The 23887-nt window shown below is 69.6% G+C and carries 25 protein-coding genes and 1 pseudogene; 11 read left to right on the top strand and 15 right to left on the bottom strand.

Going from position 1 to position 23887, the window contains the following annotated elements:
- Positions 1–20 precede the first annotated feature (20 nt).
- Positions 21–584 (top strand): HutD family protein, encoded by a 564-nt coding sequence (locus tag LOS78_RS18570; RefSeq protein ID WP_230377739.1) that lies wholly within the window; start codon positions 21–23, stop codon positions 582–584.
- On the opposite strand, the gene LOS78_RS18565 is transcribed toward LOS78_RS18570, so the two are convergent.
- From LOS78_RS18565 to LOS78_RS18555, 3 genes are all read right to left on the bottom strand, one after another.
- Entirely contained in the window at positions 581–2353 is a 1773-nt protein-coding gene (locus LOS78_RS18565) for a monovalent cation:proton antiporter-2 (CPA2) family protein (protein WP_230377738.1), read from the bottom strand. The two genes, LOS78_RS18570 and LOS78_RS18565, sit on opposite strands and share 4 nt — an antisense overlap.
- Positions 2354–2423: 70 nt before the next feature.
- Complete coding sequence (locus tag LOS78_RS18560; protein ID WP_230378541.1) at positions 2424–3443, bottom strand: LLM class flavin-dependent oxidoreductase; 1020 nt, start codon at positions 3441–3443, stop codon at positions 2424–2426.
- Between the two features lie 11 nt (positions 3444–3454).
- Positions 3455–4429, bottom strand: a complete 975-nt coding sequence (locus tag LOS78_RS18555; RefSeq protein WP_230377737.1) for a LysR family transcriptional regulator — start codon at positions 4427–4429, stop codon at positions 3455–3457.
- Between the two features lie 119 nt (positions 4430–4548).
- On the opposite strand from LOS78_RS18555, the gene LOS78_RS18550 reads away from it, so the two are divergent.
- Entirely contained in the window at positions 4549–5493 is a 945-nt protein-coding gene (locus LOS78_RS18550) for a ring-cleaving dioxygenase (protein ID WP_230377736.1), read from the top strand.
- Between the two features lie 151 nt (positions 5494–5644).
- Positions 5645–6049, top strand: coding sequence for a DUF1801 domain-containing protein (locus LOS78_RS18545; RefSeq protein ID WP_230377735.1), 405 nt, complete (start codon positions 5645–5647; stop codon positions 6047–6049).
- Between the two features lie 31 nt (positions 6050–6080).
- On the opposite strand, the gene LOS78_RS18540 is transcribed toward LOS78_RS18545, so the two are convergent.
- The 4 genes from LOS78_RS18540 to trpA form a co-directional block, all read right to left on the bottom strand.
- Positions 6081–6674, bottom strand: coding sequence for an NADPH-dependent FMN reductase (locus tag LOS78_RS18540; protein WP_028711525.1), 594 nt, complete (start codon positions 6672–6674; stop codon positions 6081–6083).
- 242 nt (positions 6675–6916) lie between these two features.
- Positions 6917–8446 (bottom strand): VOC family protein, encoded by a 1530-nt coding sequence (locus tag LOS78_RS18535; protein ID WP_230377734.1) that lies wholly within the window; start codon positions 8444–8446, stop codon positions 6917–6919.
- A 12-nt stretch (positions 8447–8458) separates the two neighbouring features.
- Positions 8459–9076, bottom strand: coding sequence for a glutathione S-transferase family protein (locus LOS78_RS18530; RefSeq protein ID WP_230377733.1), 618 nt, complete (start codon positions 9074–9076; stop codon positions 8459–8461).
- Positions 9077–9189: 113 nt separating this feature from the next.
- Entirely contained in the window at positions 9190–9987 is a 798-nt protein-coding gene (gene trpA / locus LOS78_RS18525) for a tryptophan synthase subunit alpha (RefSeq protein WP_028711522.1), read from the bottom strand.
- A gap of 125 nt (positions 9988–10112) precedes the next feature.
- On the opposite strand from trpA, the gene ychF reads away from it, so the two are divergent.
- Positions 10113–11210: a redox-regulated ATPase YchF gene (gene ychF, locus LOS78_RS18520; protein WP_230377732.1), complete on the top strand. Its 1098-nt coding sequence runs from the start codon at positions 10113–10115 to the stop codon at positions 11208–11210.
- Positions 11211–11289: 79 nt separating this feature from the next.
- On the opposite strand, the gene LOS78_RS18515 is transcribed toward ychF, so the two are convergent.
- The 5 genes from LOS78_RS18515 to LOS78_RS18495 are packed head-to-tail and all read right to left on the bottom strand — an operon-like array spanning position 11290 to position 16190.
- A complete protein-coding gene (locus tag LOS78_RS18515; RefSeq protein ID WP_230377731.1) occupies positions 11290–12057 on the bottom strand; it encodes an ABC transporter ATP-binding protein in 768 nt (255 codons plus the stop codon).
- Positions 12054–13034 (bottom strand): ABC transporter substrate-binding protein, encoded by a 981-nt coding sequence (locus LOS78_RS18510; RefSeq protein WP_028711519.1) that lies wholly within the window; start codon positions 13032–13034, stop codon positions 12054–12056. Before LOS78_RS18510 ends, LOS78_RS18515 begins: the two co-directional genes overlap by 4 nt.
- 37 nt (positions 13035–13071) lie before the next feature.
- Positions 13072–13896, bottom strand: coding sequence for an ABC transporter permease (locus LOS78_RS18505; protein WP_028711518.1), 825 nt, complete (start codon positions 13894–13896; stop codon positions 13072–13074).
- A gap of 4 nt (positions 13897–13900) precedes the next feature.
- Positions 13901–15253, bottom strand: a complete 1353-nt coding sequence (locus tag LOS78_RS18500) for an LLM class flavin-dependent oxidoreductase (RefSeq protein ID WP_028711517.1) — start codon at positions 15251–15253, stop codon at positions 13901–13903.
- Positions 15254–15260: 7 nt separating this feature from the next.
- The gene (locus LOS78_RS18495) at positions 15261–16190 is read right to left on the bottom strand and encodes a TauD/TfdA family dioxygenase (protein ID WP_230377730.1); all 930 of its coding nucleotides are present in this window, start codon (positions 16188–16190) and stop codon (positions 15261–15263) included.
- 533 nt (positions 16191–16723) lie between these two features.
- Here LOS78_RS18495 and LOS78_RS18490 point away from each other — a divergent pair.
- The 5 genes and pseudogenes from LOS78_RS18490 to LOS78_RS18470 all read left to right on the top strand — a co-directional run.
- Positions 16724–16879 (top strand): annotated as a pseudogene (locus LOS78_RS18490) (MerR family transcriptional regulator); the annotation flags it as partial.
- Between the two features lie 60 nt (positions 16880–16939).
- A complete protein-coding gene (gene pgsA / locus LOS78_RS18485) occupies positions 16940–17569 on the top strand; it encodes a CDP-diacylglycerol--glycerol-3-phosphate 3-phosphatidyltransferase (protein WP_028716170.1) in 630 nt (209 codons plus the stop codon).
- Positions 17559–17810 carry a molybdopterin converting factor subunit 1 gene (moaD, locus tag LOS78_RS18480; RefSeq protein ID WP_028711514.1) on the top strand — a complete coding sequence of 84 codons (252 nt, stop codon included), beginning with the start codon at positions 17559–17561 and terminating at the stop codon, positions 17808–17810. Before pgsA ends, moaD begins: the two co-directional genes overlap by 11 nt.
- A gap of 1 nt (position 17811) precedes the next feature.
- Positions 17812–18252, top strand: coding sequence for a molybdenum cofactor biosynthesis protein MoaE (locus LOS78_RS18475; protein WP_028711513.1), 441 nt, complete (start codon positions 17812–17814; stop codon positions 18250–18252).
- Between the two features lie 68 nt (positions 18253–18320).
- Entirely contained in the window at positions 18321–19277 is a 957-nt protein-coding gene (locus LOS78_RS18470; RefSeq protein ID WP_028711512.1) for an acetyl-CoA carboxylase carboxyltransferase subunit alpha, read from the top strand.
- A 280-nt stretch (positions 19278–19557) separates the two neighbouring features.
- Here the strand turns inward: LOS78_RS18470 and LOS78_RS18465 are convergent, their stop codons facing one another.
- Positions 19558–20826, bottom strand: a complete 1269-nt coding sequence (locus LOS78_RS18465) for a 4-aminobutyrate--2-oxoglutarate transaminase (RefSeq protein WP_230377729.1) — start codon at positions 20824–20826, stop codon at positions 19558–19560.
- A gap of 100 nt (positions 20827–20926) precedes the next feature.
- Between LOS78_RS18465 and LOS78_RS18460 the strand changes: the two genes are divergently transcribed.
- On the top strand, positions 20927–21643 hold the full coding sequence (locus LOS78_RS18460; RefSeq protein ID WP_028711510.1) for a rhomboid family intramembrane serine protease: 717 nt from the start codon (positions 20927–20929) through the stop codon (positions 21641–21643).
- Here the strand turns inward: LOS78_RS18460 and mnmD are convergent.
- Entirely contained in the window at positions 21640–22296 is a 657-nt protein-coding gene (gene mnmD / locus LOS78_RS18455) for a tRNA (5-methylaminomethyl-2-thiouridine)(34)-methyltransferase MnmD (protein ID WP_028711509.1), read from the bottom strand. The two genes, LOS78_RS18460 and mnmD, sit on opposite strands and share 4 nt — an antisense overlap.
- A 46-nt stretch (positions 22297–22342) precedes the next feature.
- On the opposite strand from mnmD, the gene LOS78_RS18450 reads away from it, so the two are divergent.
- Complete coding sequence (locus tag LOS78_RS18450) at positions 22343–23362, top strand: FAD-binding oxidoreductase (RefSeq protein WP_230377728.1); 1020 nt, start codon at positions 22343–22345, stop codon at positions 23360–23362.
- On the opposite strand, the gene LOS78_RS18445 is transcribed toward LOS78_RS18450, so the two are convergent.
- Complete coding sequence (locus LOS78_RS18445) at positions 23346–23855, bottom strand: NnrU family protein (protein ID WP_230377727.1); 510 nt, start codon at positions 23853–23855, stop codon at positions 23346–23348. The two genes, LOS78_RS18450 and LOS78_RS18445, sit on opposite strands and share 17 nt — an antisense overlap.
- Between the last annotated feature and the right edge of the window lie 32 nt (positions 23856–23887).

Raw genomic sequence — 23887 nt, 5'->3', positions numbered from 1 at the left:
GCAACCAGAGGAGGAGACGCATGAGCCATCGCATCCTGAAAGCCGCCGACCATCGCCGCATGCCGTGGAAGAACGGCCGCGGCGAGACGGTCGAGATCGCGGTTTACCCTGAAGGCGCGGGTCTGGCCGATTTCGGCTGGCGTGTCAGCATGGCGGGCGTGACCGAGGACGGCGATTTCTCGCTCTTCCCGCAGATCGACCGCACGCTGGCGGTGCTGACCGGCGAGGGGATCGAGCTGCAGGTGCAGGGGCAGCCCACGCAGCGGCTGACCCCGGAAGCCGAGCCGCTGGCCTTTCCGGCGGATATGCCGAGCTCGGCGCGGCTGCTGGCGGGGCCGATCACCGACCTGAACGTGATGACCCGGCGCGGCGCCTTCACGCATCGGCTGGTGCGGTCGACCGAGGCGGACGGGGGCGCGGCGGAATGGCGGCTGTTGCTGGCGACCGCGCCGGTGGTGCTGGATTTCGCAGGCGAAACCGTGGTGCTGGAGCCGCTGGACGCGCTGTTCTGCGAAGGCCCCGAGGCGGCGCTGCCCCTTGGCCCGGTCCCGGATGCCTGGCTGATCGAGATCGACCGCGCCTAGTCCCGGCGGTTGCCGAGCAGCAGGTCGCGGCCGGCGAACAGGCCGCCGACGCATTCCATCTGAAACCGCTCCATGTCGCGGCCGCGGATCTCGGCCATGACCTCCTCGACCTCGTCGGGGTCGTCGCCAAGCTGCAGCAGCGCCTCGCGGCCCATGGCAAAGGCGCTTTCCAGCGTCTCGCGCAGCTGGTAGTCGGCGCCGGCCTCGATCAGTTCCACCGCGTGCTCGCGATCGAAGGCGCGGGCGATGACCGGAACCAGCGGGAATTCATGCTTGATCAGCTGGACGATGCGGGTGGTGGCCTGCCGGTCGCCGGGCACGGCGACGATCAGGCTGGCATTGCCGGCCCCGGCGGCATGCAGGATGTCGAGCCGCGCGCCGTCGCCATACCAGACCTTGAAGCCGAATTCGTCGGCATCGCGGATGGTCTGCGGATCGCTTTCGATGATCGAGATGGAATGCCCGCGCGCGATCAGCGGCTGGCTGACGATCTGGCCCATGCGGCCGAAGCCGATCATCAGCACCCGCGCCTCCAGCCCCTCGGCCGCCTCGACCCCGTCGAGCGAGGGGGCGGGTTTCGGCGCCAGCCGGTCGTGGAGGATGATCATCAGCGGCGTCAGCACCATCGAGACGATGACGATGGCGGTCAGCACGGCATTGTCCTGGCCGCTGATGATGCCGAACTGCATGGCGCTGGAATACAGCACGAAGGCGAATTCGCCGCCCTGCGCCATCAGCACCGCGCGCTCCAGCGCCTCGGCGCGGCTGGCGCGCAGCACCCGGCCGACGGTATAGATCACCAGCATCTTCAGCAGCATATAGGCCGGCACGCAGATCGCGATCAGCGCCCAGTTGGCGGCGATGATCCGCAGGTCCAGCGCCATGCCGACGCCCAGGAAGAACAGGCCCAGCAGCAGGCCGCGAAAGGGTTCGACATCCGCCTCGAGCTGGTGGCGGAAGCTGGATTCCGACAGCAGCACCCCGGCCAGGAAGGCGCCCATCGCCATGGACAGCCCGCCCCATTGCATCAGCAGCGCCGCGCCCAGCACCACCAGAAGCGCGGCGGCGGCCATCACCTCGCGCCCGCCGAACCGGGCAAGCAGGCCGAACAGCGGGTTCAGCAGATAGCGCCCGGCCGCCACCAGCACGGCGATGCAGCCCAGCCCGACGGCGATGCCTAGAAGGCGCTGGGGCAGGGTGACCTCCTCTCCCCCCGGCGCGAGAAAGGCGACCAGCGCCAGCAGCGGCACGATGGCCAGGTCCTCGAACAGCAGGATGGCGATGATGCGGCGGCCCTTGGGCAGCGCCATCTCGCCCCGCTCGGCCAGCATCTGCATGACGATGGCGGTCGAGGTCAGCACGAAGCCGGTCCCCGAGACGAAGCTGGCGGCGACCGGAAAGCCGAGCGCCAGCCCGACGCAGGTCAGCGCCGCGATGGCCAGCAGCACCTGGGCAAGGCCCAGCACGAAGATCTCGCCCCGCATGGCCCAAAGCCGCGAGGGCTGCATCTCCAGCCCGATCACGAACAGGAACAGCACCACGCCCAGTTCGGCCACATGAATGATCGCCTGCGGGTCGTGGAAAAAGCCCAGCCCGAAGGGCCCGATCGCCAGTCCCGCCGCCAGATAGCCCAGCACCGAGCCCAGCCCCAGCCGGCGAAACAGCGGCACCGCCAGAACCGCCGCCGCCAGCAGCACGACCACGCTCAGCAGCGGCACCCCGCCGCCATGTGCCGCCGCCCCGGCGGCGGCCGTCACCTCTGTCGCCATCCGTCCCCCGTTCGCGCTGGTTTCCGGGGCAAAGCCTATACCCCGTCCCCGCGATCACAAAGCCCCCCGCTCAGCGCCAGCCGAGCGCGGGCGCGACGTGTTTCAGCATCGCCTCGATCACATGGGCGTTGTAATCGACGCCCAGCTGGTTCGGCACGGTCAAGAGCAGCGTGTCGGCCTCGGCGACGGCCTCGTCCTCGCGCAGCTCCTCGACCAGCCGGTCCGGCTCGCCGGTATAGCCGCGGCCGAAGATCGAGCGGGTCTCCTCGATGAAGCCGATCTGGTCGCCTTCCTTGCCGCCGCGGCCGAAATACATCCGGTCGCGGTCGTCCATCAGCGGAAAGATCGAGCGGCTGACCGAAACCCGCGGCGCGCGCTCGTGCCCCGCCGCCGCCCAGGCCTCGCGATAGGCGCGGATCTGCTCGGCCTGCTGGATGTGGAAGGGCCTGCCGTTCTCGTCCGTCTTGAGGGTCGAGCTTTGCAGATGCATGCCCAGCTGCGCCGCCCAGCGGGCGGTGGCGTTCGAGGCCGCGCCCCACCAGATGCGGTCGCGCAGGCCCGGCGAATGCGGCTCGATCCGCAGCAGGCCGGGCGGGTTCGGGAACATCGGCCGCGGGTTCGGCCGGGCGAAGCCGTGCCCCTCGATCACGTTCAGGAACACCTCGGCATGGCGCCGGGCCATGTCGGCGTCGCTTTCCCCCTCGGCCGGGGAATAGCCGAAATAGCGCCAGCCCTCGATCACCTGCTCGGGCGAGCCGCGCGAGATGCCAAGCTGCAGCCGGCCCTGCGCGATCAGGTCGGCCGCCCCGGCATCCTCGGCCATATACAGCGGGTTTTCATAGCGCATGTCGATGACCGCCGTGCCGATCTCGATGCGGCTGGTGCGCGCGCCCACCGCCGCCAGCAGCGGGAAGGGCGAGGCGAGCTGGCGGGCATAGTGATGGACGCGAAAATAGGCGCCGTCCGCGCCCAGTTCCTCGGCGGCGACGGCCAGCTCGATGGATTGCAGCAGCACGTCCTGGGCGCTGCGGGCCTGCGAGGCGGGCTCGTCCGACCAATGGCCGAAGGACAGGAAACCGATCTTCTTCACGCCAGGTTTCATCAGGGGGCGACCTTTGGGGTTGTGGGTTCCCGGGATATGGGGTCGCGGCGGCCCGTTCCCCAGCCCGCCTGCCAGGCCGGGCTGTGCAGTTCCGCGGCCAGATGGTCGATGAAGCGGCGCAGCTTGGCCGGCATGGGCTGGACCGGCGGCCAGACCGCGACGATGGGCAGCGGCCTGGTGCCGAAGCCGGTCAGCACCCGTTCCAGCCGCCCGTCGGCCAGCGCGGGCGCGACGATGAAGCCGGGCAGGATGGCCAGCCCCAGCCCCTCGATGGCCATGTCGCGGATCGCCTCGCCGTTGTTCATCGACAGCCGCCCCTGCACCAGGGGCGAAACGAAGTGGTCGCGGTCCTGGAACTGCCAGAGCTGGCTGTTCGGCAGGTGGCTGTAGCCGATCACCTCATGCTCGCGCAGGTCGGCCAGGGTCTGCGGGCGGCCCCTGCGGTCCAGATAGGCGGGGCTGGCGCAGGCGACGCTTTCATCCTCGCACAGCTTGCGCTGCATCAGTGCCTTGTCGCGCATCTTGCCGATGCGGATGCCGATGTCGAAGCCCTCGCGCGCCAGGTCGCGGCTGCGGTCGTCGTAATCGACGCTGATCTCCAGCTCGGGGTTCTGGGCGGCGAAGCGTGCGATGATCGGCCCCAGATGCAGCACGCCGAAGCTCATCGGCGCGGCGATGGACAGGCTGCCGCGCAGCGGCGCCAGCCCGTCCATGTCCCAGGCGGTGCTTTCGGCGGCCGCGATCAGCTCGGCCAGCGCCGGGCGCAGCCGCTCGGCCAGGCGCAGCGCCGCCTCGGTGGGGGTGATGCGGCCGGCATTGCGGCGAAACAGCGCCGCGCCCAGCGTCGCCTCCAGGTCGGTGATGCGCTTGCTGACCACGGATTTCGACAGGTTCAGCCGCGCGGCCGCGGCGGTGACGGTGCCCAGCTCCATCACCGTCAGGAAGGTTTCCAGATCGTTCAGGTCGTAACGCATGGCCCAAGCTTACCCGGTCCCGCGCCGTTCGCAATCGGCGAACGCAAGGTTCGCGGCCGCTCCGGTGGCGGAAACGGCCGCGATGCCCGATATTGATGCCAAGAGAAAGGAGGCCCATCATGGAGCTGACCGGAATTCATCACCTGACGGCGATCACCGCCGATGCGCCCGGCAACAAGCGGTTCTATACCGACACGCTGGGGCTGCGGCTGGTCAAGAAGACCGTCAACCAGGACGACACCAGCGCCTATCACCTGTTCTATGCCGACGGGCTGGCCCGGCCCGGGACCGACCTGACCTTCTTCGACTGGCCGGCGGCGCCCGAGCGGCGCGGCACCCATTCGATCAGCCGCACCGGGCTGCGGGTCGCCGGCGACAGCCTCGACTACTGGGCCGGGCGGCTTGCGGATCGCGGCCTGACCCTGGGGCGGATCGCCGAGATTGACACCCGCGCCAGTCTCGATTTCGAGGACCCCGAGGGCCAGCGTTTCCGCCTGACCGCGGATGCGCCCGACGCCGAGCCCGCGCCCTGGGCGAAAAGCCCGGTGCCGGCGCAGCACCAGATCCACGGGCTGGGGCCGATCACCATCTCGGTGCCGGACCTGGCCCCGACCGAGTCGGTGCTGACCCAGGTCATGGGCATGCGCAAGGTCCGCGACTATGCCAGCCCCGACGGGCATGGCACCGTCCATGTCTACGAGATGGGCCGCGGCGGCCCCGCGGCCGAGCTGCATGTCGCGGTCCAGCCCGACCTGCCCACGGCGCGGCAAGGCGCGGGCGGGGTGCATCACGTCGCCTTTCGCGTGCCCGACAAGCCGGCCATTCACGAATGGGCCAAGCGGCTGACCGGGATGCGGGTGCCCAATTCGGGCGAGGTCGAGCGTTACTATTTCCGCTCGCTCTATTTCCGCGAGCCGGGCGGCAACCTGTTCGAGATCGCCAGCGACGAGCCCGGCTTCGCCGTGGACGAGCCGCTGGAGAGCCTGGGCGAGACGCTGTCCCTGCCGCCCTTCCTGGAAGGGCAGCGCGCGCAGATCGAGGCGCGGCTGAAGCCGCTGGACTGAGCCCTGCCGAACCGAAGGAAAGGCCGCCGGAGCGATCCGGCGGCCTTTTCCCTGCGCGCGGGAATCCGCCCGCAGCCGGCGGGCCTGTTGCCGCATCGGCGATTTCGCCCCATGCTCCCGACCGCGGCAGGACGGAAGGGAGCGACACGGCATGAGCCAGCCGGAAACGGAACAGCCCGCCTCGCAGCTGATCGATGCGCGGATCAAGGAACTGGGCGATTGGCGCGGCGAGACCCTGGCGCGGCTGCGCGCCCTGATCCACGAGGCCGATCCCGAGGTGGTCGAGGAATGGAAATGGCGCGGCGTGCCGGTCTGGTCGCATGACGGCATCCTCTGCACCGGCGAGACCTACAAGCAAGTGGTCAAGATGACCTTCGCCAAGGGCGCGGCGCTGGAAGATCCCGCGGGCCTGTTCAACGCCAGCCTGGAGGGCAATACCCGCCGCGCCATCGACCTGCACGAGGGCGACCGGATCGACGCCGGGGCGCTGAAGGCGCTGATCCGCGCCGCCGTGGCGCTGAACACGGCCAGCAAGAAAAAGGGGCGGTCGAAATGACCGCCCCGTCCTGCCGGCTGAGCTGCTTGCTTCAGGCGGTCCTGGCGCGCTGCGCCATGGTCGCCTCGGCCCACCAGCGCAATTCGTCCAGCATGGCGTTCAGCGCCGGCAGCAGGTTCGCCTCGACCTCGGCCATCTCGCCATTGGCGCCCAGCGGCGAGACCTTGAAGAAATCGCCGCCGCCCAGATGCACGGCATTGCGCAGCGGCACCATCTGCAATTCGACGGCGATGCCGCGCAGGTGCTCGATGGCGCGGGCGGCGCCGACGCCGCCATAGCCCATGGCCGCCGCCGGCTTGTGGTTCCACTCCTTGTAGGCCTGGTCCAGCGCGTTCTTCAGCGAACCGCTGACCGAATGGTTGTATTCCGAGGTCAGGAAGACATAGCCGTCGAACCCGGCCAGCTTCTGCTGCCATTTCACCGCCCGCGGGTCCTGCGACGGCACCCAGAGGTTCGAGGCGACCTCGTCGAACAGCGGCAGGTCGTAATCGCGCAGGTCCACCAGCTCGAAGCTCATGTCCTCGCGCTTTTGCGCGTTTTCCAGCAGCCAGGCGGCGGGCTTGTCGGCAAAGCGCGCGGCGCGGGTCGAGCCGATGATGATGGCGATATGCGGTTTCTTGCTCATGGGGTCAGGTCCTTCGTGATGGTCTTGCAGGCCGTCGCGGCCTCGGGATCGGACGTCGTGCCCTCAAACTGGCCCTCGCGGGGCTTTCGGGCAAGCCAACCGGAATCGGAAGCGGCGTTCGAAAATCGGAAACAAGTCCTCGGAAAGGAACAGGCGGGCCTCGCGACCCGCCTGTCCGCCTTCTCTGTTTCACAAATACCCATGCGGCAGCGCCGAGGGTCGCCGCGCTGCCGGTCCGGCCCTCAACCGCGGCCCAGCCAGTCGGCGGCCAGCGTCAGGTCCTCGGGCTGAAGCTCATGCCCCGCCTCGACGGCCCTCGCCTCCAGCGCCGCGCCGCCGTCCTGCAAGGCGCGCTCCAGCGCCGGGGCCATGCGGGCGAAGGGATCGCGGGCGCCGGTCAGCATCAGCACCCGGCTGCCGGCCAGGGCCTGCGGCTCCAGCGCCGGCGGCTCCTCCAGCACCTGCACGGCGCGCAGCAGAACCGCGCGGCCGATCAGGCCGGGATGCAGCTGCATGACCGCGCCCAGCAGGTTCGCGCCGTTGGAATAGCCCAGATAGGTCAGCGCCGCGGGGTCCAGCCCGTAGGCCCGCGCCGCCTCGTCGATGAAGCCGGCAAAGGCCTCGGCCTCGGCGCGGATGTCGGCCTGGTCATAGGTCACCGCGTCATAGCGGCGGAACCAGCGGTTGATGCCTTCCTCGGTCGAGCGGCCGCGGACGCCCAGCAGCGTGGCGCGGGGCGCGATCCGATGCGCCAGCGGCATCAGGTCGGATTCGTTGCCGCCGGTGCCGTGCAGCAGGACGATGGTGCTGCCGTCCGGGTTTTCCGGCCGGTGGAAGCGGTGGATGAAATGCAACTCGCGCATCGGGCTCCTTTCCTCGCCCGGCAGGGCGAATTGCGGCAGGATCACGCGCAGGTCCTCGGCGCGGGCCGCGTCATGGGGCGGGACGAACAGCGTTTCGCCCAGGTGCTCGGCCGCCTCGTCCACGGTGAAGCCGGGGGCGTCGGTGGCATATTCCAGCAGCGTTCCCGCCGGCTCGCGCACATAGAGCGACAGGAAATATTTCCGGTCATGCACGCTGGTTGCGTCGGTATCCTTCAGCGCCAGCCGCATCCGGCGCACGGCATCGGCGTCCGGCGCCCGGAAGGCGACGTGATCCAGGATGCCGGTGCCGGGAATGCCCGGAAAGAAGCCGGTGGCGTCGCGGATGGCGACGACATCCGTGTCGGATTCCATGCGCTGCACCGCGCCCTCGGCCGCGCCGGGGCGATAGCCGAAGCGGGTCAGGAAATCGCGCGTCGCCGCGGGCTGCTCGGTCAGGATGGTGACGCCGCGCAGCCGCGTCGGCGCGATGGGATCGGGCAGGGGTGCCGCGGCCGGCAGATCCGCCCCCACCAGCTTGACGATCACGCCGTCGGGGTCCTTGAGGCGCAGCACCGTCTCGCCCCGCTCGCGCAGCGGCCCCTCGACCGGCAGGCGGGCGGTCATGGCGCGGGTCAGCCAGTCGCCGATGCTGGCGGGTGGCACGGCCAGCGCGATCTCGGCAACCTGGCCATGGCCGACCCGGCCCGGCGCCCCATCCTCCCACACCAGGAAGGTGACGAGCGAGCCGGGCGAGCCGAGCGCGTCGCCATAGAACAGGTGCAGTTGCTCGGCATCCTCGAAGCCGCCGGTGCGCTTGACCAGCCGCAGGCCCAGGAAGCCGGCGTAGAAATCGACATTGGCCTGCACCCGGCGGGTGATGCCGGTGACGTGATGGATGCCGGTGGGCATGGGTCTGTCTCCTTATGCGCCCTCTTCGCGGGCAAGGACGGTCTGCACGGCCGGATCGGCCGCGATGCGGTCATGCAGGGCCTGCACATTGGCCCAGCCTTCGGTCCCCTCGGGCAGCAGCTTCGCCGCCCAACGCAGCATCGGAAAGGCATAGGCGTCGATCACCGAGCGGCGGCCCAGGATCCAGTCGCGCCCCTCCAGATGCGCGTCCAGCAGCGCCAGCCGCTTGCGGACCAGCTTGCGCGCGGCCTCCTGCACCGCCTCGCGGTCGGCCTGCTCGCGGCTGGTGGTATAGCGCTGCGGCGTGAACAGCGGAAAGAAGGCCGGATGCAGGTCGCCGGTGAAGAAGCTCGACCAGCGGTCGAGTTCCGCCTGCGCCCGCAACTCGTCGCCGCCGGCCAGATCGGCCTCGGGATGCTTGCGCGCCAGGTGGTGCAGGATCGCGCCCGCCTGGGTCAGGATCCAGCCGTCATCCTCGCGCAGCACCGGCACGGCGCCGGCCGGGTTCACCGCCAGCAGTTCGGCCGAGCCGAATTCGACCGCCACCGCCTCATAGGGTGCGCCGGTCCATTCCAGCACGATATGGGGCGCGAGCGAGCAGGCCCCGGCATGGTAGAACAGGGTGGGCATGAAATCCTCCGTCTTGCGATGCGTCCAAGATAGCGCCGCGCCGCGTTTCCCCAACCGGCAAAGCCGGGAACGCGGCGTTCTGCACTGTCGAACGCGCCGGGCGGAGGATCGGTTCAGGCGCTATGCGCGCCGCGCGCCAGATCGGCGACGAAGGACAGGATCTCGGGCACCGGGCGGCCCTCGCCGATCAGCTTGACGATGGCCGAACCCACGACGCAGCCATCGGCCACGCCCGCCACCGCCTGCGCCGCCTCGGGGGTCGAGATGCCGAAGCCTACCACGACCGGCAGTTTCGCGCTGGCGCGGATGCGGGCCACCTCGGGCGCGACCTCGGCTGCGTTTGCCGCAGGACCGCCGGTGATGCCCGTGACCGAGACGTAATAGACGAAGCCCGAAGTGTTCTTCACCACCGCCGGCAGGCGGCGGTCGTCGGTGGTCGGCGTTGCCAGGCGGATGAAGTTCAGCCCGGCCTCGCGCGCCGGCAGGCACAGCTCGGCATCCTCCTCGGGCGGCAGGTCGACGACGATCAGCCCGTCCACCCCGGCCGCGGCGGCCTCGGACAGGAAGCGGTCGACACCGCCCGCGCGGGCATAGATCGGGTTGTAATAGCCCATCAGAACGATCGGCGTGGCGTTGTCGGTTTCGCGAAAGGCGCGCACCATGTCCAGCACCCGGCTGACGCTGCCGCCCGCCGCCAGCGCCCGCTGGCCCGCCGCCTGGATGGTGGCGCCGTCGGCCATCGGGTCGGTGAAGGGCATGCCCAGCTCGATGACGTCCACGCCCGCGCCGGGCAGGCCGCGCATGATCTGCAGCGAGGTGTCGAAATCCGGGTCGCAGCCCATCATGTAGGCGACGAAGGCCTTGCCGCCGGTTTCGGCCAGCCGCGCGAAAGTGTCGTCGATTCTGCTCATGCGCCCCGTTCCCTCTTGTTCCGCCAAGCCCTAGCCCGCGCCCGGGGCAAGATCAACGGCCCGCCACTGGACTCGGGCGACGCCGCCCCATAATAAGCGCGGAAATCCGGGAAAAGGGGTGCATCATGGGCTTTCGCATGGGGATCGTCGGCCTGCCGAACGTGGGCAAATCGACGCTGTTCAACGCGCTGACGAAAACCGCCGCCGCGCAGGCCGCGAACTTCCCCTTCTGCACCATCGAGCCGAACGTGGGCGAGGTCGCCGTGCCCGATCCGCGGCTGGACAAGCTGGCCGAGATCGCGGGCAGCAAGCAGATCATCCCGACCCGCATCACCTTCGTCGACATCGCCGGGCTGGTGAAGGGCGCGAGCAAGGGCGAGGGCCTGGGCAACCAGTTCCTGGCCAATATCCGCGAGGTCGATGCCATCGCCCATGTCCTGCGCTGCTTCGAGGATGGCGACGTCACCCATGTCGAGGGCCGCGTCGATCCCATCGCCGATGCCGAGACCATCGAGACCGAGCTGATGATCGCCGACCTGGAATCCGTCGAGCGGCGGCTGGCCAATATCCAGCGCAAGCTGAAGGGCGGCGACAAGGAGGCCGTGGCGCAGGAAAAGCTGCTCAGGGCCGCGCAGGCGGCGCTGGAATCCGGCGAGCCCGCCCGGACCGTGCAGGTCGCGGACGAGGACCGGAAAGCCTGGGACATGCTGCAGCTGCTGACCGCCAAGCCGGTTCTGTTCGTCTGCAATGTCGAGGAAGACAAGGCCGCCACCGGCAACAGCCAGTCCGAGCGCGTGGCGCAGATGGCGGCCGAGCAGGGCGCCGGCCATGTGGTGATCTCGGCCCGGATCGAGGAAGAGATCAGCCAGCTTCCCGCCGAGGAAGCGACGATGTTCCTTGAGGAAATGGGCCTGCACGAGGCGGGCCTCGACCGGCTGATCCGCGAGGGCTACAAGCTTCTGGGCCTGGAGACCTATTTCACCGTCGGGCCCAAGGAAGCGCGCGCCTGGACCATCCACAAGGGCACGCTGGCCCCGCAGGCGGCGGGCGTGATCCATGGCGATTTCGAGCGCGGCTTCATCCGCGCCGAAACCATCGCCTATGACGACTACGTCACCTACAGGGGCGAGGCCGGCGCGCGCGAGGCCGGCAAGTTCCGCGTCGAGGGCAAGTCCTACGAGGTCAAGGACGGCGACGTCCTGCATTTCCTCTTCAACGCCTGATTGCCCGGATTTCCAGAAGACGCCGCCTAGGACCGGTCCTGCAAGGACGGGTCCTGTCGCCGCGCGTCCCCCGGGCCGTTCAGTGCAGGCCGAACTTGCCCATCAGCCGCTTGCGCAGCTGCACGAATTCGGCCGAGTTGCGGTCGCGCGGCCTGGGCAGCTCTACCGGAATCGTCGTCGGGGCCGCGCCGTCGGTGGACAGCACCAGAACCCGGTCCGCCAGGAAGATCGCCTCTTCCAGATCGTGGGTGACCAGGATCGTGGTGACGTTCTCCTCGGCCCAGATGCGGGTCAGCTCTTCCTGCATGGTCAGCTTGGTCATCGCGTCCAGCGCGCCCAGCGGCTCGTCCAGCAGCAGGATCTCGGGGCGGATGGTCAGGGCGCGGGCGATGCCCACGCGCTGCGCCATGCCGCCGGAAAGCTGGCGCGGATAGGCGTTCTGGAAATCGGTCAGGCCGACCAGATGGATGTAATGCCGCGCCTGCTCGCGGGCCCGGGATGCGGGCAGGCCGCGAACGTCCAGGCCGAAAGCCACGTTGTCCAGCACCGTCAGCCAAGGCAGCAGCCGCGGCTCCTGATAGATCACGGCGCGTTCGGTGCCCACGCCCGAGACCGGGCGGCCGTCGATCAGCACCTCGCCCCGGTCCGGGGTCTCCAGCCCGGCCAGCAGCCGCAGCAGCGTGGTCTTGCCGCAGCCGCTGGGGCCGACGATCGCCAGCGCCTCGCCGCTGCGGATATGCAGCGAGAGGTCGCGCAGGACCGGCCGCATCGCGCCCTGCAGCGGAAAGGATTTCGACAGGTTGCGCACCGCAACCTCGCCGCGGATGCTTTCGGCCGCCCGGGTCATTTCGCCGCCACCGTGCTGCCCGGCGCGAAGAGCACCTTTTCGGCCGAGAGCTGGCCGGGTTGCAGCTTGCCCTCGCGTTCCAGCACCTCGATCCAGAACTCGACGTCTCGCGGCACGGCGCGGCCGCCCTCGCGCACGCCGAACCCGGCGAAGAAGGCGGCGACGGCGGGATTCTCGCCGCGCTCCTCCAGCGCCCTGGCGATCGCGGCGCGGGTTTCCTCGGGATGCTCGCGGGCATAGTCCAGCGCCCGGGCGGATTGCTCGACATAGGTGCGGGCGGCCTCGGGATGGGCCTCGACCCAGTCGCGCCGCAGCACGGTGAAGCCGCCGGCGATCTCGCCCAGCACGTCGGTGTCGTCGAAGATCGCCCGCAGTCCGCCGGCCTCGCGCGCCACGCCCTCGAAGGTGGTCTGCCAGTAGCCGAAGGCGGCCACGTCGACCTGCCCCGAGCGCAGCACCTGTTCCAGCTGCGGCCCCGGCACCGTCACCAGATTGGCGGCGTTCTGCGCCAGGCCCTTCTGATGCAGGGCCTCGCGCACGGTATAGTCCAGATGCGCGCCCAGCGTGTTCACGGCGACGGTCTTGCCGGGCAGGTCCTCGATGCCTTGGATCGGGCTGTCTTCGAGCACGTAGAAGATCGACTGGACCTGATCGTTGATGCCGTTCGTCGGATAGGCGGCGACGAAATCGTTGCCGCCGGCGATCGAGTTCAGCACCGCCGCGGTCGCCGCGCTGCCGATCTCGATCGAGCCGCCGGCCAGTGCCATCAGCGATTCCGGGCCGCCCGAGGCATAGCCGACGTTTTCCAGCGTGATGCCGGTGCCCTCGAAATAGCCCAGCTCCCAGGCCAGCTCATGGGCGTTCAGCCCGCCATGGCTGGCCATGAAGCGCATGGTGACCTCTTCGGCATGGGCGGCCGTGGACAGAAGCGCGGCAAGGGCAGAGCCCAGGGCGATGCGGGTAAGGGGATGGGTCATCGTTTCGTTTCCTTGGAATTGCGTCGCGAGAGGGGGGTCAGGCCTGGTCCAGCGACCAGCGGCACAGCCGCCGCTGCAGCCAGATCAGCACCGCATTGGCGGCCAGCCCCAGCCCGGCCATCAGGAAGATCGCCGCGAACATCAGCGGAATCTGGAAATTGTACTGGGCATTCATTACCTGAAAGCCGATGCCCTTGTTCGCGCCGATCATCTCGGCCGCGATCAGCAGCAGCAGGGCGGTGGTGGCCGACAGCCGCAGCCCGACGAAGATCGCCGGCACCGAGGCGGGCAGCACGACGCGGCGGAAGATCTGCAACTGGCTGGCGCCGTAGCTGCGCGCCATCTCGATCAGCTTGCGGTCCACCTCCTTCACGCCGCCGATGGTGGCCAGAAGGATCGGGAACAGCGTCGCCCAGAAGATGACAAAGACCTTCGAGGCCTCGCCCAGCCCCAGCAGCAGGATGAAGACCGGATAAAGCGCCAGCGCCGAGGTCTGGCGGAACAGCTGCAGGATCGGGTCCAGCGCGCGCTCGGCCGGGCGCAGCTGGCCCATCAGCAGGCCAAGCGGGATGCCCAGCCCCACGGCGCCGAAAAAGGCCAGCCCGGCGCGCTGCAGGCTGATGGCGATGTCGTCGACCAGCGCCCCGCTGGCCAGCCCCTGCCAAAGCGCGGCCGCGATCCGGTCCAGCGGCGGAAACACCGCCGGGCTGATCCAGCCCAAGGTGCTGGAGAGCTGCCACAGCACCAGGAAAACCAGCACGAGGCCATAGCGGGACAGGAAGCCGGCCACCGGCGGCATGGGCAGGCCGCGGCGCGGGCTGCCGCTGCGGCGGCGGGGCAGGTCCAGGGTTTCCAGGCTCATGGTGCTACTCCGCGGCATTGGCGGCCGCGCGGATGGCGGCGTGCCGGTTGACGGGGAAGGGCAGGCCCAGGTTCTCGCGCAGGGTCCGGCCCTCGTATTCGGTGCGGAACAGGCCGCGGCGCTGCAGTTCGGGAATGACCAGGTCGACGAAATCGCTCAGCCCGGTGGGCAGCCAGGGCGGCAGGATGTTGAACCCGTCCGCGCCCTCGTTCTCGAACCATTCCTGCAGCGTGTCGGCGATCTGCACGGCGCTGCCGATGATGGTGAAATGCCCGCGCGCCGAGGCGATCCATTGGTAGAGCTGGCGGATGGTGAAGCCGTTCTCGTCGGCGATCTGCCGGATCAGCGCCTGGCGCGACTTCATGCCCTCGGTCGGGTCCAGCGGCGGCAGCGGGCCGTCGAGATCCGCCCCGGTCAGGTCCAGCGTGCCGCCGGTCAGCCCCCTGATCAGCGCGGTGCCGTCCTCTTCCAGGATCAGGCTGGTGAGACGCTCGTATTTCTCGCGCGCCTCGGCCTCGGTCCGGCCGACGAAGGGCGCGACGCCGGGCATGATGAGCACATGCCCGGGATTGCGGCCCTGCCCGCGGGCGCGGGCCTTGATGTCGCGATAGAATTCCTGCGCGGTGTCAAGGCGCTGATGGGCGGTGAAGATCACCTCGGCGGTGGCGGCGGCAAGGCCGCGCCCGTCCTCGGACTGGCCCGCCTGCACGATGACCGGATGGCCCTGCGGCGAGCGCGGGACGTTCAGCGGCCCCCTGATCTTGAAATGCTCGCCCTCGTGATCGGTGAAATGCACCTTGCCGGTGTCGAAGAACACGCCGGTTTCCTTGTCGCGGATGAAGGCGTCGTCCTCGAAGCTGTCCCACAGCTTGCGGACCACCTCGACATGCTCGGCCGCGCGGCGATAGCGCCAGGCATGGGGGTGCTGCCGGTCGAGGTTGAAGTTATGCGCCGCGCTTTCCGTGGCGGTGGTCACCACGTTCCAGCCGGCGCGCCCGCCCGAGATCAGGTCGAGCGAGGCGAACTTGCGGGCCAGGTTGTAGGGCTCCTCATAGGTGGTCGAGGCGGTGGCGATGAAGCCCAGGTTGCGGGTCAGCGGCGCCAGCGCCGAGAACAGCGTCACCGGCTCGAACCCGGCGACCTTGGCGTTGCCGCCCTCGATGCCGCCGCCGAAGGCGATGGCCAGGCCGTCGGCCAGGAAATAGGCGTCGAACAGGCCGCGCTCGGCCTCTTGCGCCAGCTTCACATGGAAGTCGAAGCTGGTCGCGCCCTCGGCCGGCTGGTCGGGGTGGCGCCAGGCGGCGATGTGCTGGCCGCCGCCGGGAAGAAAGGCGCCTAGGCGGATCTTGCGGGTCATCTCGTCATCACTCCTTGCTGCGGCCTTGGGCGCGGGGTTTGGTCAGGGCGGTGCTGGGCCGGCCGTCCGGTCCGACCGGAATGTCGCCCTGGATCGTCACCCGGCGCACGACGCGCGGCGCATCGCCGTAGTCGTTCACCGCGACATGCTGGGTGGCGCGGTTGTCCCAGATCACCACGTCGCCGGCCTGCCAGCGCCAGCGCACGGTGTTTTCCGGCGCGGTGACATAGGATTGCAGGATCTCCAGGATCTTCTGCGATTCCTCGCGCGAGAGCCCGGCGATGCGCTGCACGAAGCTGCCCAGCACCAGCACCTTTTCTCCGGTCTCGGGATGGATGCGGACCACGGGGTGCTCGGTCTCGTAGACCTCCGAGGCGAAGACCTCGGCATGGTGCCGCCTGTCGGCTTCCGAGGCGCGGGGGCGTTGCCCGGCATAGTCATAGGCGTTCGAATGCACGGCGCGCAGCCCGTCGGCCAGCACGCGCAGCGGCTCGGGCAGGTCGGAATAGGCGGTGGCGGTATTGGCCCAGATCGTGTCTCCGCCCACCGGCGGGATGACGACCCCGCGCAGCACCGATGCCTTGGGATAGGCCTCGACGAAGGTCACGTCGGTATGCCAGCGGTCCGCGCGCCCGCCGCCGCGCCGGGAATCCAGCTCCAGCACCGAATCCGTGCCGGTCACCGCCGCCTGGGTCGGATGCGGGACCAGCGCGCCCAGGCGCCGGGCAAAGGATTCCTGCGCCGCATTGTCCAGATGGGTCTGCCCGCGAAAGAACAGCACCTTGTGGCGCAGAAGCAGGGCCTCGATGGCGAGGACGGTTTCTTCCAGCAGGTCGCCGGCAAGGGCGACGCCGCGGATCTCGGCGCCGATGCGCGGGGTGACGGGATGCACCCGCTCGGCGGGGATGGCGAGGCTGAAGGTCTCGTGGCGTGTCATGGGAAATCCTTTCCAAAGCCATGCAGGGGCCGGTCCCGGTCCGGCCGGGCCTTCCTGTCAGGGCTCGTGTCTGTCAGTGCGAGGAGGTGGCGGCTCAGCGGATGCGACACCGGCGCGGGCCGGCCGGCATGCAGGGCATGGCCGGCATCGCGGGGCGCGTGGCGGGGGCTGGCATTCGGATGGACATGTCCGTCTCCTTATCACGACTGCGTTGGTAGATATTTAGGCTGCTTTGCGGCTTTCGCCGATTCCAAACTTCGCCGGGAAAAGAGAAACGATTGCTCGCAGACCCCCGCTGCGCAGCATGAAATTTCCGCCGACCTTCCGGCAGGTCCGGCCGCCGCGCGGCAGGACCGGCCTGCCGGGAACAGGGGGCGGGGCTTCGTCTCACCCCCATTCCGGGCCGAGAGAACCGGGCGGACAAGGCCCCTGTCGCGGATTTTTGCGGCGCGGGCCGTCCGGGGTTTCCTGAAGCAGGCAGCGACCGGCGTCGCCGGCGCAGGCCGCCCGAATCGGACCTTGGGCGATGAGCCCGGCTGACCGCGCTGCGCGACGAGTTGCGGCGCATGCTGGATCATTGCGCCAGCCATACCATCGCCGATTGCCGGGTGATCGAAGTTCTGGGCGACCACGCGCTTTGCGCCCACCACCACGACATGCCGCAAGAAGAGGGCATGGCCGGGGATTGAGCGCGGCGCCGCCTCCGGTCGCCTCTTCCCCCCGTCGCGCCGAAGCCCTAGATTGCCGCCATGCGCTGGACCTTGCCCAATCTCCTGACCGTTCTGCGACTTGCGGCCGCGCCGCTGGTGCCGCTGATGTTTTTCTTCCTCAGCCGGCCCTTCGCCGATTTCGCGGCGCTGGCGCTGTTCCTGATCGCCGCCGTGACCGACTGGTTCGACGGCTACCTGGCCCGGGCCTGGGGGCAGGAAAGCCGCTTCGGCGCCGCCATGGACCCGATCGCCGACAAGGCCATGGTCATCATCGCCGTGGTGGTCATCACCGGCTATTCCGGCATGAACCCCTGGCTGATCCTGCCTGCGACGGTGATCCTGTTCCGCGAGGTCTTCGTCTCGGGCCTGCGCGAATTCCTGGGCGACAAGGCCCGGCTGCTCAAGGTCACCAAGCTCGCCAAGTGGAAGACCACGGCGCAGATGGTGGCCATCGCCGTGCTTTTCCTGGGCACCGGCCTGAACTATTATGAGACCGGCCACCCGCCCCTGGTGGGCGAGACCAGCCTGCCCTGGTCCGACAGCTGGTCGGATCTGGCGACGCAGGCCGGGCTGGCGCTGATCTGGATCGCCGCGGTGCTGACCGCGATCACCGGCTGGGACTATTTCGCCAAGGCCCGGCCCTTCCTGAGGGATGACCATGGCGCTTGACGTGCTTTACTTCGCCTGGCTGCGCGAGCGCATCGGCCAGCCGCGCGAGCGGATCGAGACCGAGGCCGCGACCGTGCGCGAACTGGTCGCGCAGCTTGCCGCCATGGACGAATGGCACGCCGCGGCGCTGGCGGATCTGTCTGCGGTGCGCGTCGCCGTCGATCAGGAGCTGGCCGATCTGGACGCGCCGCTTTCCGGCGCGCGCGAGGTCGCCTTCTTTCCGCCGATGACCGGGGGCTGAGATGTCGGCCCGGGTCCAGAGCGCGCCTTTCGACCTTGGCGCCGAACTGGCGGGTTTCGGCGCGGGCTCCGGCGCGGTCGTCACCTTCACCGGCCTGGTGCGCGACGAAGGCGGCCGGCTGCAGGCGCTGGAGATCGAGCATTACCCCGGCATGACCGAAAAGGCGCTGGCCGCCTATGGCGAGCAGGCGGCGCGGCGCTTCGGGCTGGACGACTGGCGCATCCTGCATCGCCACGGCCGGCTGGCGGCGGGCGAACCGATCATGATGGTCGCCACTGCGGCCCGCCATCGCGAGGCGGCCTTCCAGGCGGCGGAATACCTGATGGACTGGCTGAAATCCCGCGCGCCGTTCTGGAAGCGCGAGATCGGTCCGGACGGCCCCGGCGCCTGGGTCGAGGCCCGCGCCGAGGACGAGGATGCATTGTCGCGGTGGCAAGGCTGACGTTGCAATCCGGGACTGCCGCAAGCATATAGACCGCAACCAGACCGGATGACAGCGCGGAGCCCTGAATGACTTACCTGGAGTTCGAGAAGCCCCTTGCCGATCTTGAGGGCAAGGCCGAGGAACTGCGGGCACTGGCCCGGAAGGGCGAAGGCGTCGATCTGGAGAAGGAGGCGGCGGCGCTGGACCGCAAGGCCGAGGAGATGCTGCGCGACCTCTACAAGCAGCTCGATCCCTGGCGCAAGACGCAGGTCGCCCGCCACCCGGAACGGCCGCATTGCCGCGACTATATCGAGCAGCTCTTCACCGAATACACGCCGCTTGCCGGCGACCGCGCCTTTGGCGAGGACCACGCGGTGATGGGCGGGCTGGCGCGCTTCAAGGACCAGCCCTGCGTGGTGATCGGCCATGAGAAGGGCAACGAGACCAAATCGCGGATCTTTCACAATTTCGGCATGGCCCGGCCCGAGGGCTATCGCAAGGCGATCCGGCTGATGGACATGGCCGACCGCTTCCGCCTGCCGGTGATCACGCTGGTCGACACGCCCGGCGCCTATCCCGGCAAGGGCGCCGAGGAACGCGGGCAAAGCGAGGCCATCGCCCGCGCGACCGAGAAATGCCTGCAGATCGGCGTGCCGCTGGTCTCGGTCATCATCGGCGAGGGCGGCTCGGGCGGCGCCGTGGCCTTCGCCACCGCGAACCGCATCGCCATGCTGGAACATTCGATCTATTCGGTGATCTCGCCCGAGGGCTGCGCCTCGATCCTGTGGAAGGATGCCGAGAAGATGCGCGAGGCGGCGCATGCGCTGAAGCTGACGGCGCAGGACCTGAAGAAGCTGGAGGTGATCGACCGCATCATCTCCGAGCCGGTGGGCGGCGCGCAGCGCGCGCCGGCCGAGACCATCGCGGCGGTGGGCGAGGCGATCGCCGCCATGCTGGGCGAGCTGGCCGGCAGGAAGCCGGCCGAGCTGATCAAGGACCGGCGGCAGAAGTTCCTGAACATGGGCGCGAAGGCCCTGGGCTGAGCGCCCGGCCGCTCCCCTCGCACGGGGATTCGGGAAACGGAAAAAACGAACGACGCTGCCCGGCGCGGTTGCGCAAGGATCCGGGCCTTTGCGTCTTCTCTGTTGCCCAAATACCCCTGCGACGGTGCAAGTCGGCGCTGCCGCATGGGTCTTTGTGCAGCGAAGAAGCGCCGGGCGCGCCGCGGTTTGCGTGGCGGTTCTTTCCGTTCTCCGAATACCCAAGCGACGTTTCCCCTGGGCGCGGCCGCGGGAGTATTTGCGAAACGGTGAAGACGCGCGATCAGCCGCGGGCGGCCCGGATCGACTCCTCGAGGATGTCGAGCGCCTCGTCGAAGACGTCTTCCTGGATGGTCAGCGGCGCAAGAAAGCGGATCACGTTGCCATGGACGCCGCAGGTCAGCAGGATCAGCTTGCGGGCGAGCGCCTCTTCGCGGACGCGGTTGGCGAAATCCGGGCTGGGCCTGTCGGTGCCGGCGATGTTGAATTCCACCGCGTTCATGAAGCCGGGGCCGCGGATGTCGACGATCTCGGGCACCCCGTCGGCGATGCCGGCCAGGCGCTGCTTCAGCCGCTGGCCGAGGCGGGTGGCGCGGTCGCACAGCCCCTCGTCCTCGATCACGTCCAGAACGGCATGGGCGGCGGCGACGGCCAGCGGGTTGCCGGCATAGGTGCCGCCAAGGCCCCCGGGGGCCGGGCTGTCCATCACCTCGGCCCGGCCGGTCACGGCGCTGATCGGCAGCCCGCCCCCCAGCCCCTTGGCCATGGTGGTCAGGTCGGCCGCCGCGCCGTGGTGTTCCATCGCGAACAGCTTGCCGGTGCGGGCGAAGCCGGTCTGCACCTCGTCGGCGATCAGCAGGATCGAATACTGGTCGCAGATCTGGCGCAGGCGCTGGATGAAGCCGGCCGGCGCCTCGTAGAAGCCGCCCTCGCCCTGCACCGGCTCGATGATGATCGCGGCGACGCGCGAGGGGTCGATATCGGCCTTGAACAGCCGGTCGAGCGCCGCCAGCGCCTCCTCGGCCGTGACGCCGTGCAGCGGGTTCGGAAAGGGCAGGTGCCAGATATCGTTCATCATCGGCCCGAACCCGGCCTTGTAGGGCTGGACCTTGCCGGTCAGCGACATGCCCAGGAAGGTGCGGCCGTGGAAGCCGCCGGCGAAGGCCACCACCCCGGCGCGGCCGGTATGGTGGCGGGCGATCTTGACCGCGTTTTCGATCGCCTCGGCCCCGGTGGTGTAGAAGGCGGTCTTTTTCGGTCCCTCGCCGGGGACCAGCCGGTTCAGCCTTTCGGCCAGGGCCACGTAATTCTCATAGGGCACGACCTGGTGGCAGGTATGGGTGAAGCGGTCGAGCTGGGCCTTGACCGCCTCGATCACCCGCGGATGGCGATGGCCGGTATTGACCACGGCGATGCCGGCGGCGAAGTCGATATAGCGGTTGCCGTCCTTGTCCCAGATTTCGGCATTCTCGGCGCGCTCGGCATAGATCTGGGTGGTCATCCCCACCCCGCGCGAGATGGCGGCGTTCTTGCGGTCGGTCAGGCTGGTCATCGGCCCCTCCTCGATGCGATTCGGGGCCGATGCTATACGCGGGCCAGCGATCCGAACAGGGCCGCTTGCGCGCGCCCATGCGATGCTTCAGGCTGTGGCCATGTTCCCGATCCGCGACCATAATCCTTCCGAGCGCACGCCCTATGTGACCAACGGGCTGATCTTTCTGAACCTGGTCATGTTTCTGGTCACCATGCCCTGGGCCGGCGGCCAGGTCGGGCTGTGGGACCGGCTGGCGCTGTATCCGGTCGCAATCATGCATGGCGAATGGCTCTGGGGCCTGGCCACGCATATGTTCCTGCATGCCGGGATCATGCATATCGCCGGCAACATGCTGTTCCTGTGGGTCTTCGGCGACAATCTCGAGGACCAGATGGGCCATGCCGGCTTCCTGGTCTTCTATCTGGCCTGCGGGCTGGCGGCGGCGGCGGGCCAGATCGCCACCGATCCGATGAGCGACATTCCCATGGTCGGCGCCTCGGGCGCCATCGCCGGGGTGATGGGCGGCTATCTGCTGATGTTCCCGCGCGCCCGCGTCGACGTGATCGCGATCATCATCGTCATCATCCGCCGCTTTACCATGCCGGCCTGGGTGCTGCTGCTGGCCTGGTTCGGCATCCAGCTCTTGTCGAGCGCCGGCATGGTCGACGACGGCGTGGCCTATGTCGCCCATGCCGCCGGGTTCCTTGCGGGGATGGTGCTGGCGGTGCCGGTCTTCCTGCGCCGGGGCGGGCCGGATTTCTGGCGCCGCACCCATGGCCGCCCGCCGCATGCGCCGACCTATGCGCCCTCGCGCATCCCGCCGGTCCGGCGCTAGAGCCGGCCGCGGCTCATGTGGCGCTTGCCCGCGAAACCGGGCGCGCGCGTGACTTCGAACCCCGCCGCCGCCAGCGCCCGGCGCACATGGCCCGCTGCCGTATAGGTGGCGAAGGTGCCGCCCGGCGCGGTGTGGCGGGCGACCTCGGCCATCAGCGCCTCGCCCCAAAGCTCGGGGTTCTTGGCGGGGGAAAACCCGTCCAGGAACCAGGCATCGGCAAGGCCGTCCCAGCCGGGCAGCGCCTTGCGGGCATCGGCCTCGATGATCTCGGCCTCGACCAGGCCCACGGAAAGGCGGCGTTGCGGCCATCCGTCGCGCAGCTGTTTCGCCAGCGGCGCCAGCTCGGGGAAGGCGGCATGGGCCCGGGCCAGTTCCCCGACGCCCATCGGGAAGGCTTCGAAGCTGGTGAAACGGACCGGCACCGTGGCGACCTGCGCCAGCGCCAGCAGGTTCAGCCCGGTGCCGAAGCCCAGTTCCGCCACATGGAAGCCGGGCCGCAGCCGCGCCGGCAGGTCATTGCCGGCCAGAAAGACATGCCGCGTCTCGTCCAGCCCGCCGTTCAGGCTGAAATAGGGATCGTCGAAACGGCGCGAGACCGGAATCGCCCCCTCGCGCCAATCCAGGTCGGCGCTGCTCTGGTCGCGCTCATCCATCCGCGCTAACTCCTTTTTGCAGGCAGATGCGGCAAGGGGCGGCGGAATGGCAAGCGAAATCACGGTGGCGGGTGCGGGCATCTTCGGCCTTGCCTGCGCATGGGAACTGGCGCGGCGCGGCGCCCGCGTGCGGGTGTTCGAGGCCGAGCGGATCGGCGCCGGCGCCTCGGGCGGGCATGTCGGCGCGCTGGCCCCGCATGCGCCGGAAAACTGGAACGCCAAGAAGCAGGTGCAGCTGGAGGCGCTGGTCGCGGCGGCCGGTTGGTGGACCGAGGTGGCGGCGGCGGGCGGCATCGACCCCGGCTATGCCCGCCATGGCCGCATCCAGCCGGTGCCCGAAGGGGCCGCGCCGCGCATGGCCGAGCGCATCGCCGCCGCCCGCGCGCATTGGCCCGACTGGGCCGGGATGGAACTGACCGACAAGCCGCAGGGGACGCTGGTGCCGGCCTCGCCCTCGGGCCTGTGGCTGGTGGACCGGCTGACGGCGCGGATCAGCCCGCGCCGGGCCTGCGCCGCGCTGGCCGCCGCGATCCGCGCCCTGGGCGGCGAGATCGCCGAGGGGCGGCCTGCCCCCGATGCCCCGGCGATCTGGGCCACCGGCGTCGCGGGGCTTGCGCCCTTCGGCGGCAGCGGCGTCAAGGGCCAGTCGGCGCTGCTGGCTTTCGCCGCCCCCGACGCGCCGCAGGTCTTTGCCGATGGGGTCCATGTCGTGCCCCATGCCGACGGCACGGTGGCCATCGGCTCGACCTCGGAACGCGACGCCATGGACACCGGCACCGACGCGCAGCTGGAGGCGTTGATCGACAAGGCGCGCGCGCTGTGCCCGGCGCTTGGCGATGCGCCGGTCCTGGACCGCTGGGCCGGCATCCGGCCGCGCGCCCGCTCTCGTGCGCCGCTGGTCGGACCATGGCCCGGACGGCCCGGCCATTACGTCGCGAATGGTGGCTTCAAGATCGGCCTGGCCATGGCGCCGGCCTGCGCGGTCCTGCTGGCGGACCTGATCCTCGACGGGCGCGACCGCATCCCCGAGGGCTTCAGGGTGCCCGAGCCTAAGGCCGGGGACTGACCCCGATCACCAGCGGATGCAGGTGGAACAGCGCCAGCCAGACCAGCACCGCCAGGGCCAGCCGCGGCCAGGTCCAGCGCAGCGCCACGCCGCGGCGCAAGCCGACCGCCAGCCCGAACAGCGCATAGGCCAGAAGCAGGCCGAACAGGATCACATGCGCCAGGTCGCCATTCGCGACCAGATGCGCGCCGCCCCACAGCGCAAAGCCCGCCATCAGCCCCGCCATGCCGCCCACCGCCGCCGCCAGCACCGCGACGGGCATGGCGATATTCACCAGCCAGCGCATCCAGCCCCATTGCGGCCACAGCTCGACATGGGGCGCCCGCCCCGCCGCCAGGATCAGCCAGTAAAGCAGCGCCAGCGACAGCAGGCTGTAGCCGATGAGATAGCCCCGCCGCCCCAGCGCCGCGACCAGCGGCTCGCGGAACCGCGCCGGGATCACATGCGAGCCCAGGAAGGCTGCCAGCGCCAGGATGAATTCGCCCCATTCCATGCCGGCAGCCTAGCCCCGGCCCGGCGCGGCGG

It is taken from the genome of Paracoccus sp. MA, assembly GCF_020990385.1.
GTDB lineage: Bacteria > Pseudomonadota > Alphaproteobacteria > Rhodobacterales > Rhodobacteraceae > Paracoccus.
Note: the sequence above shows the minus strand (reverse complement) of the source record. Positions and strands in the feature narration are given on the sequence as shown.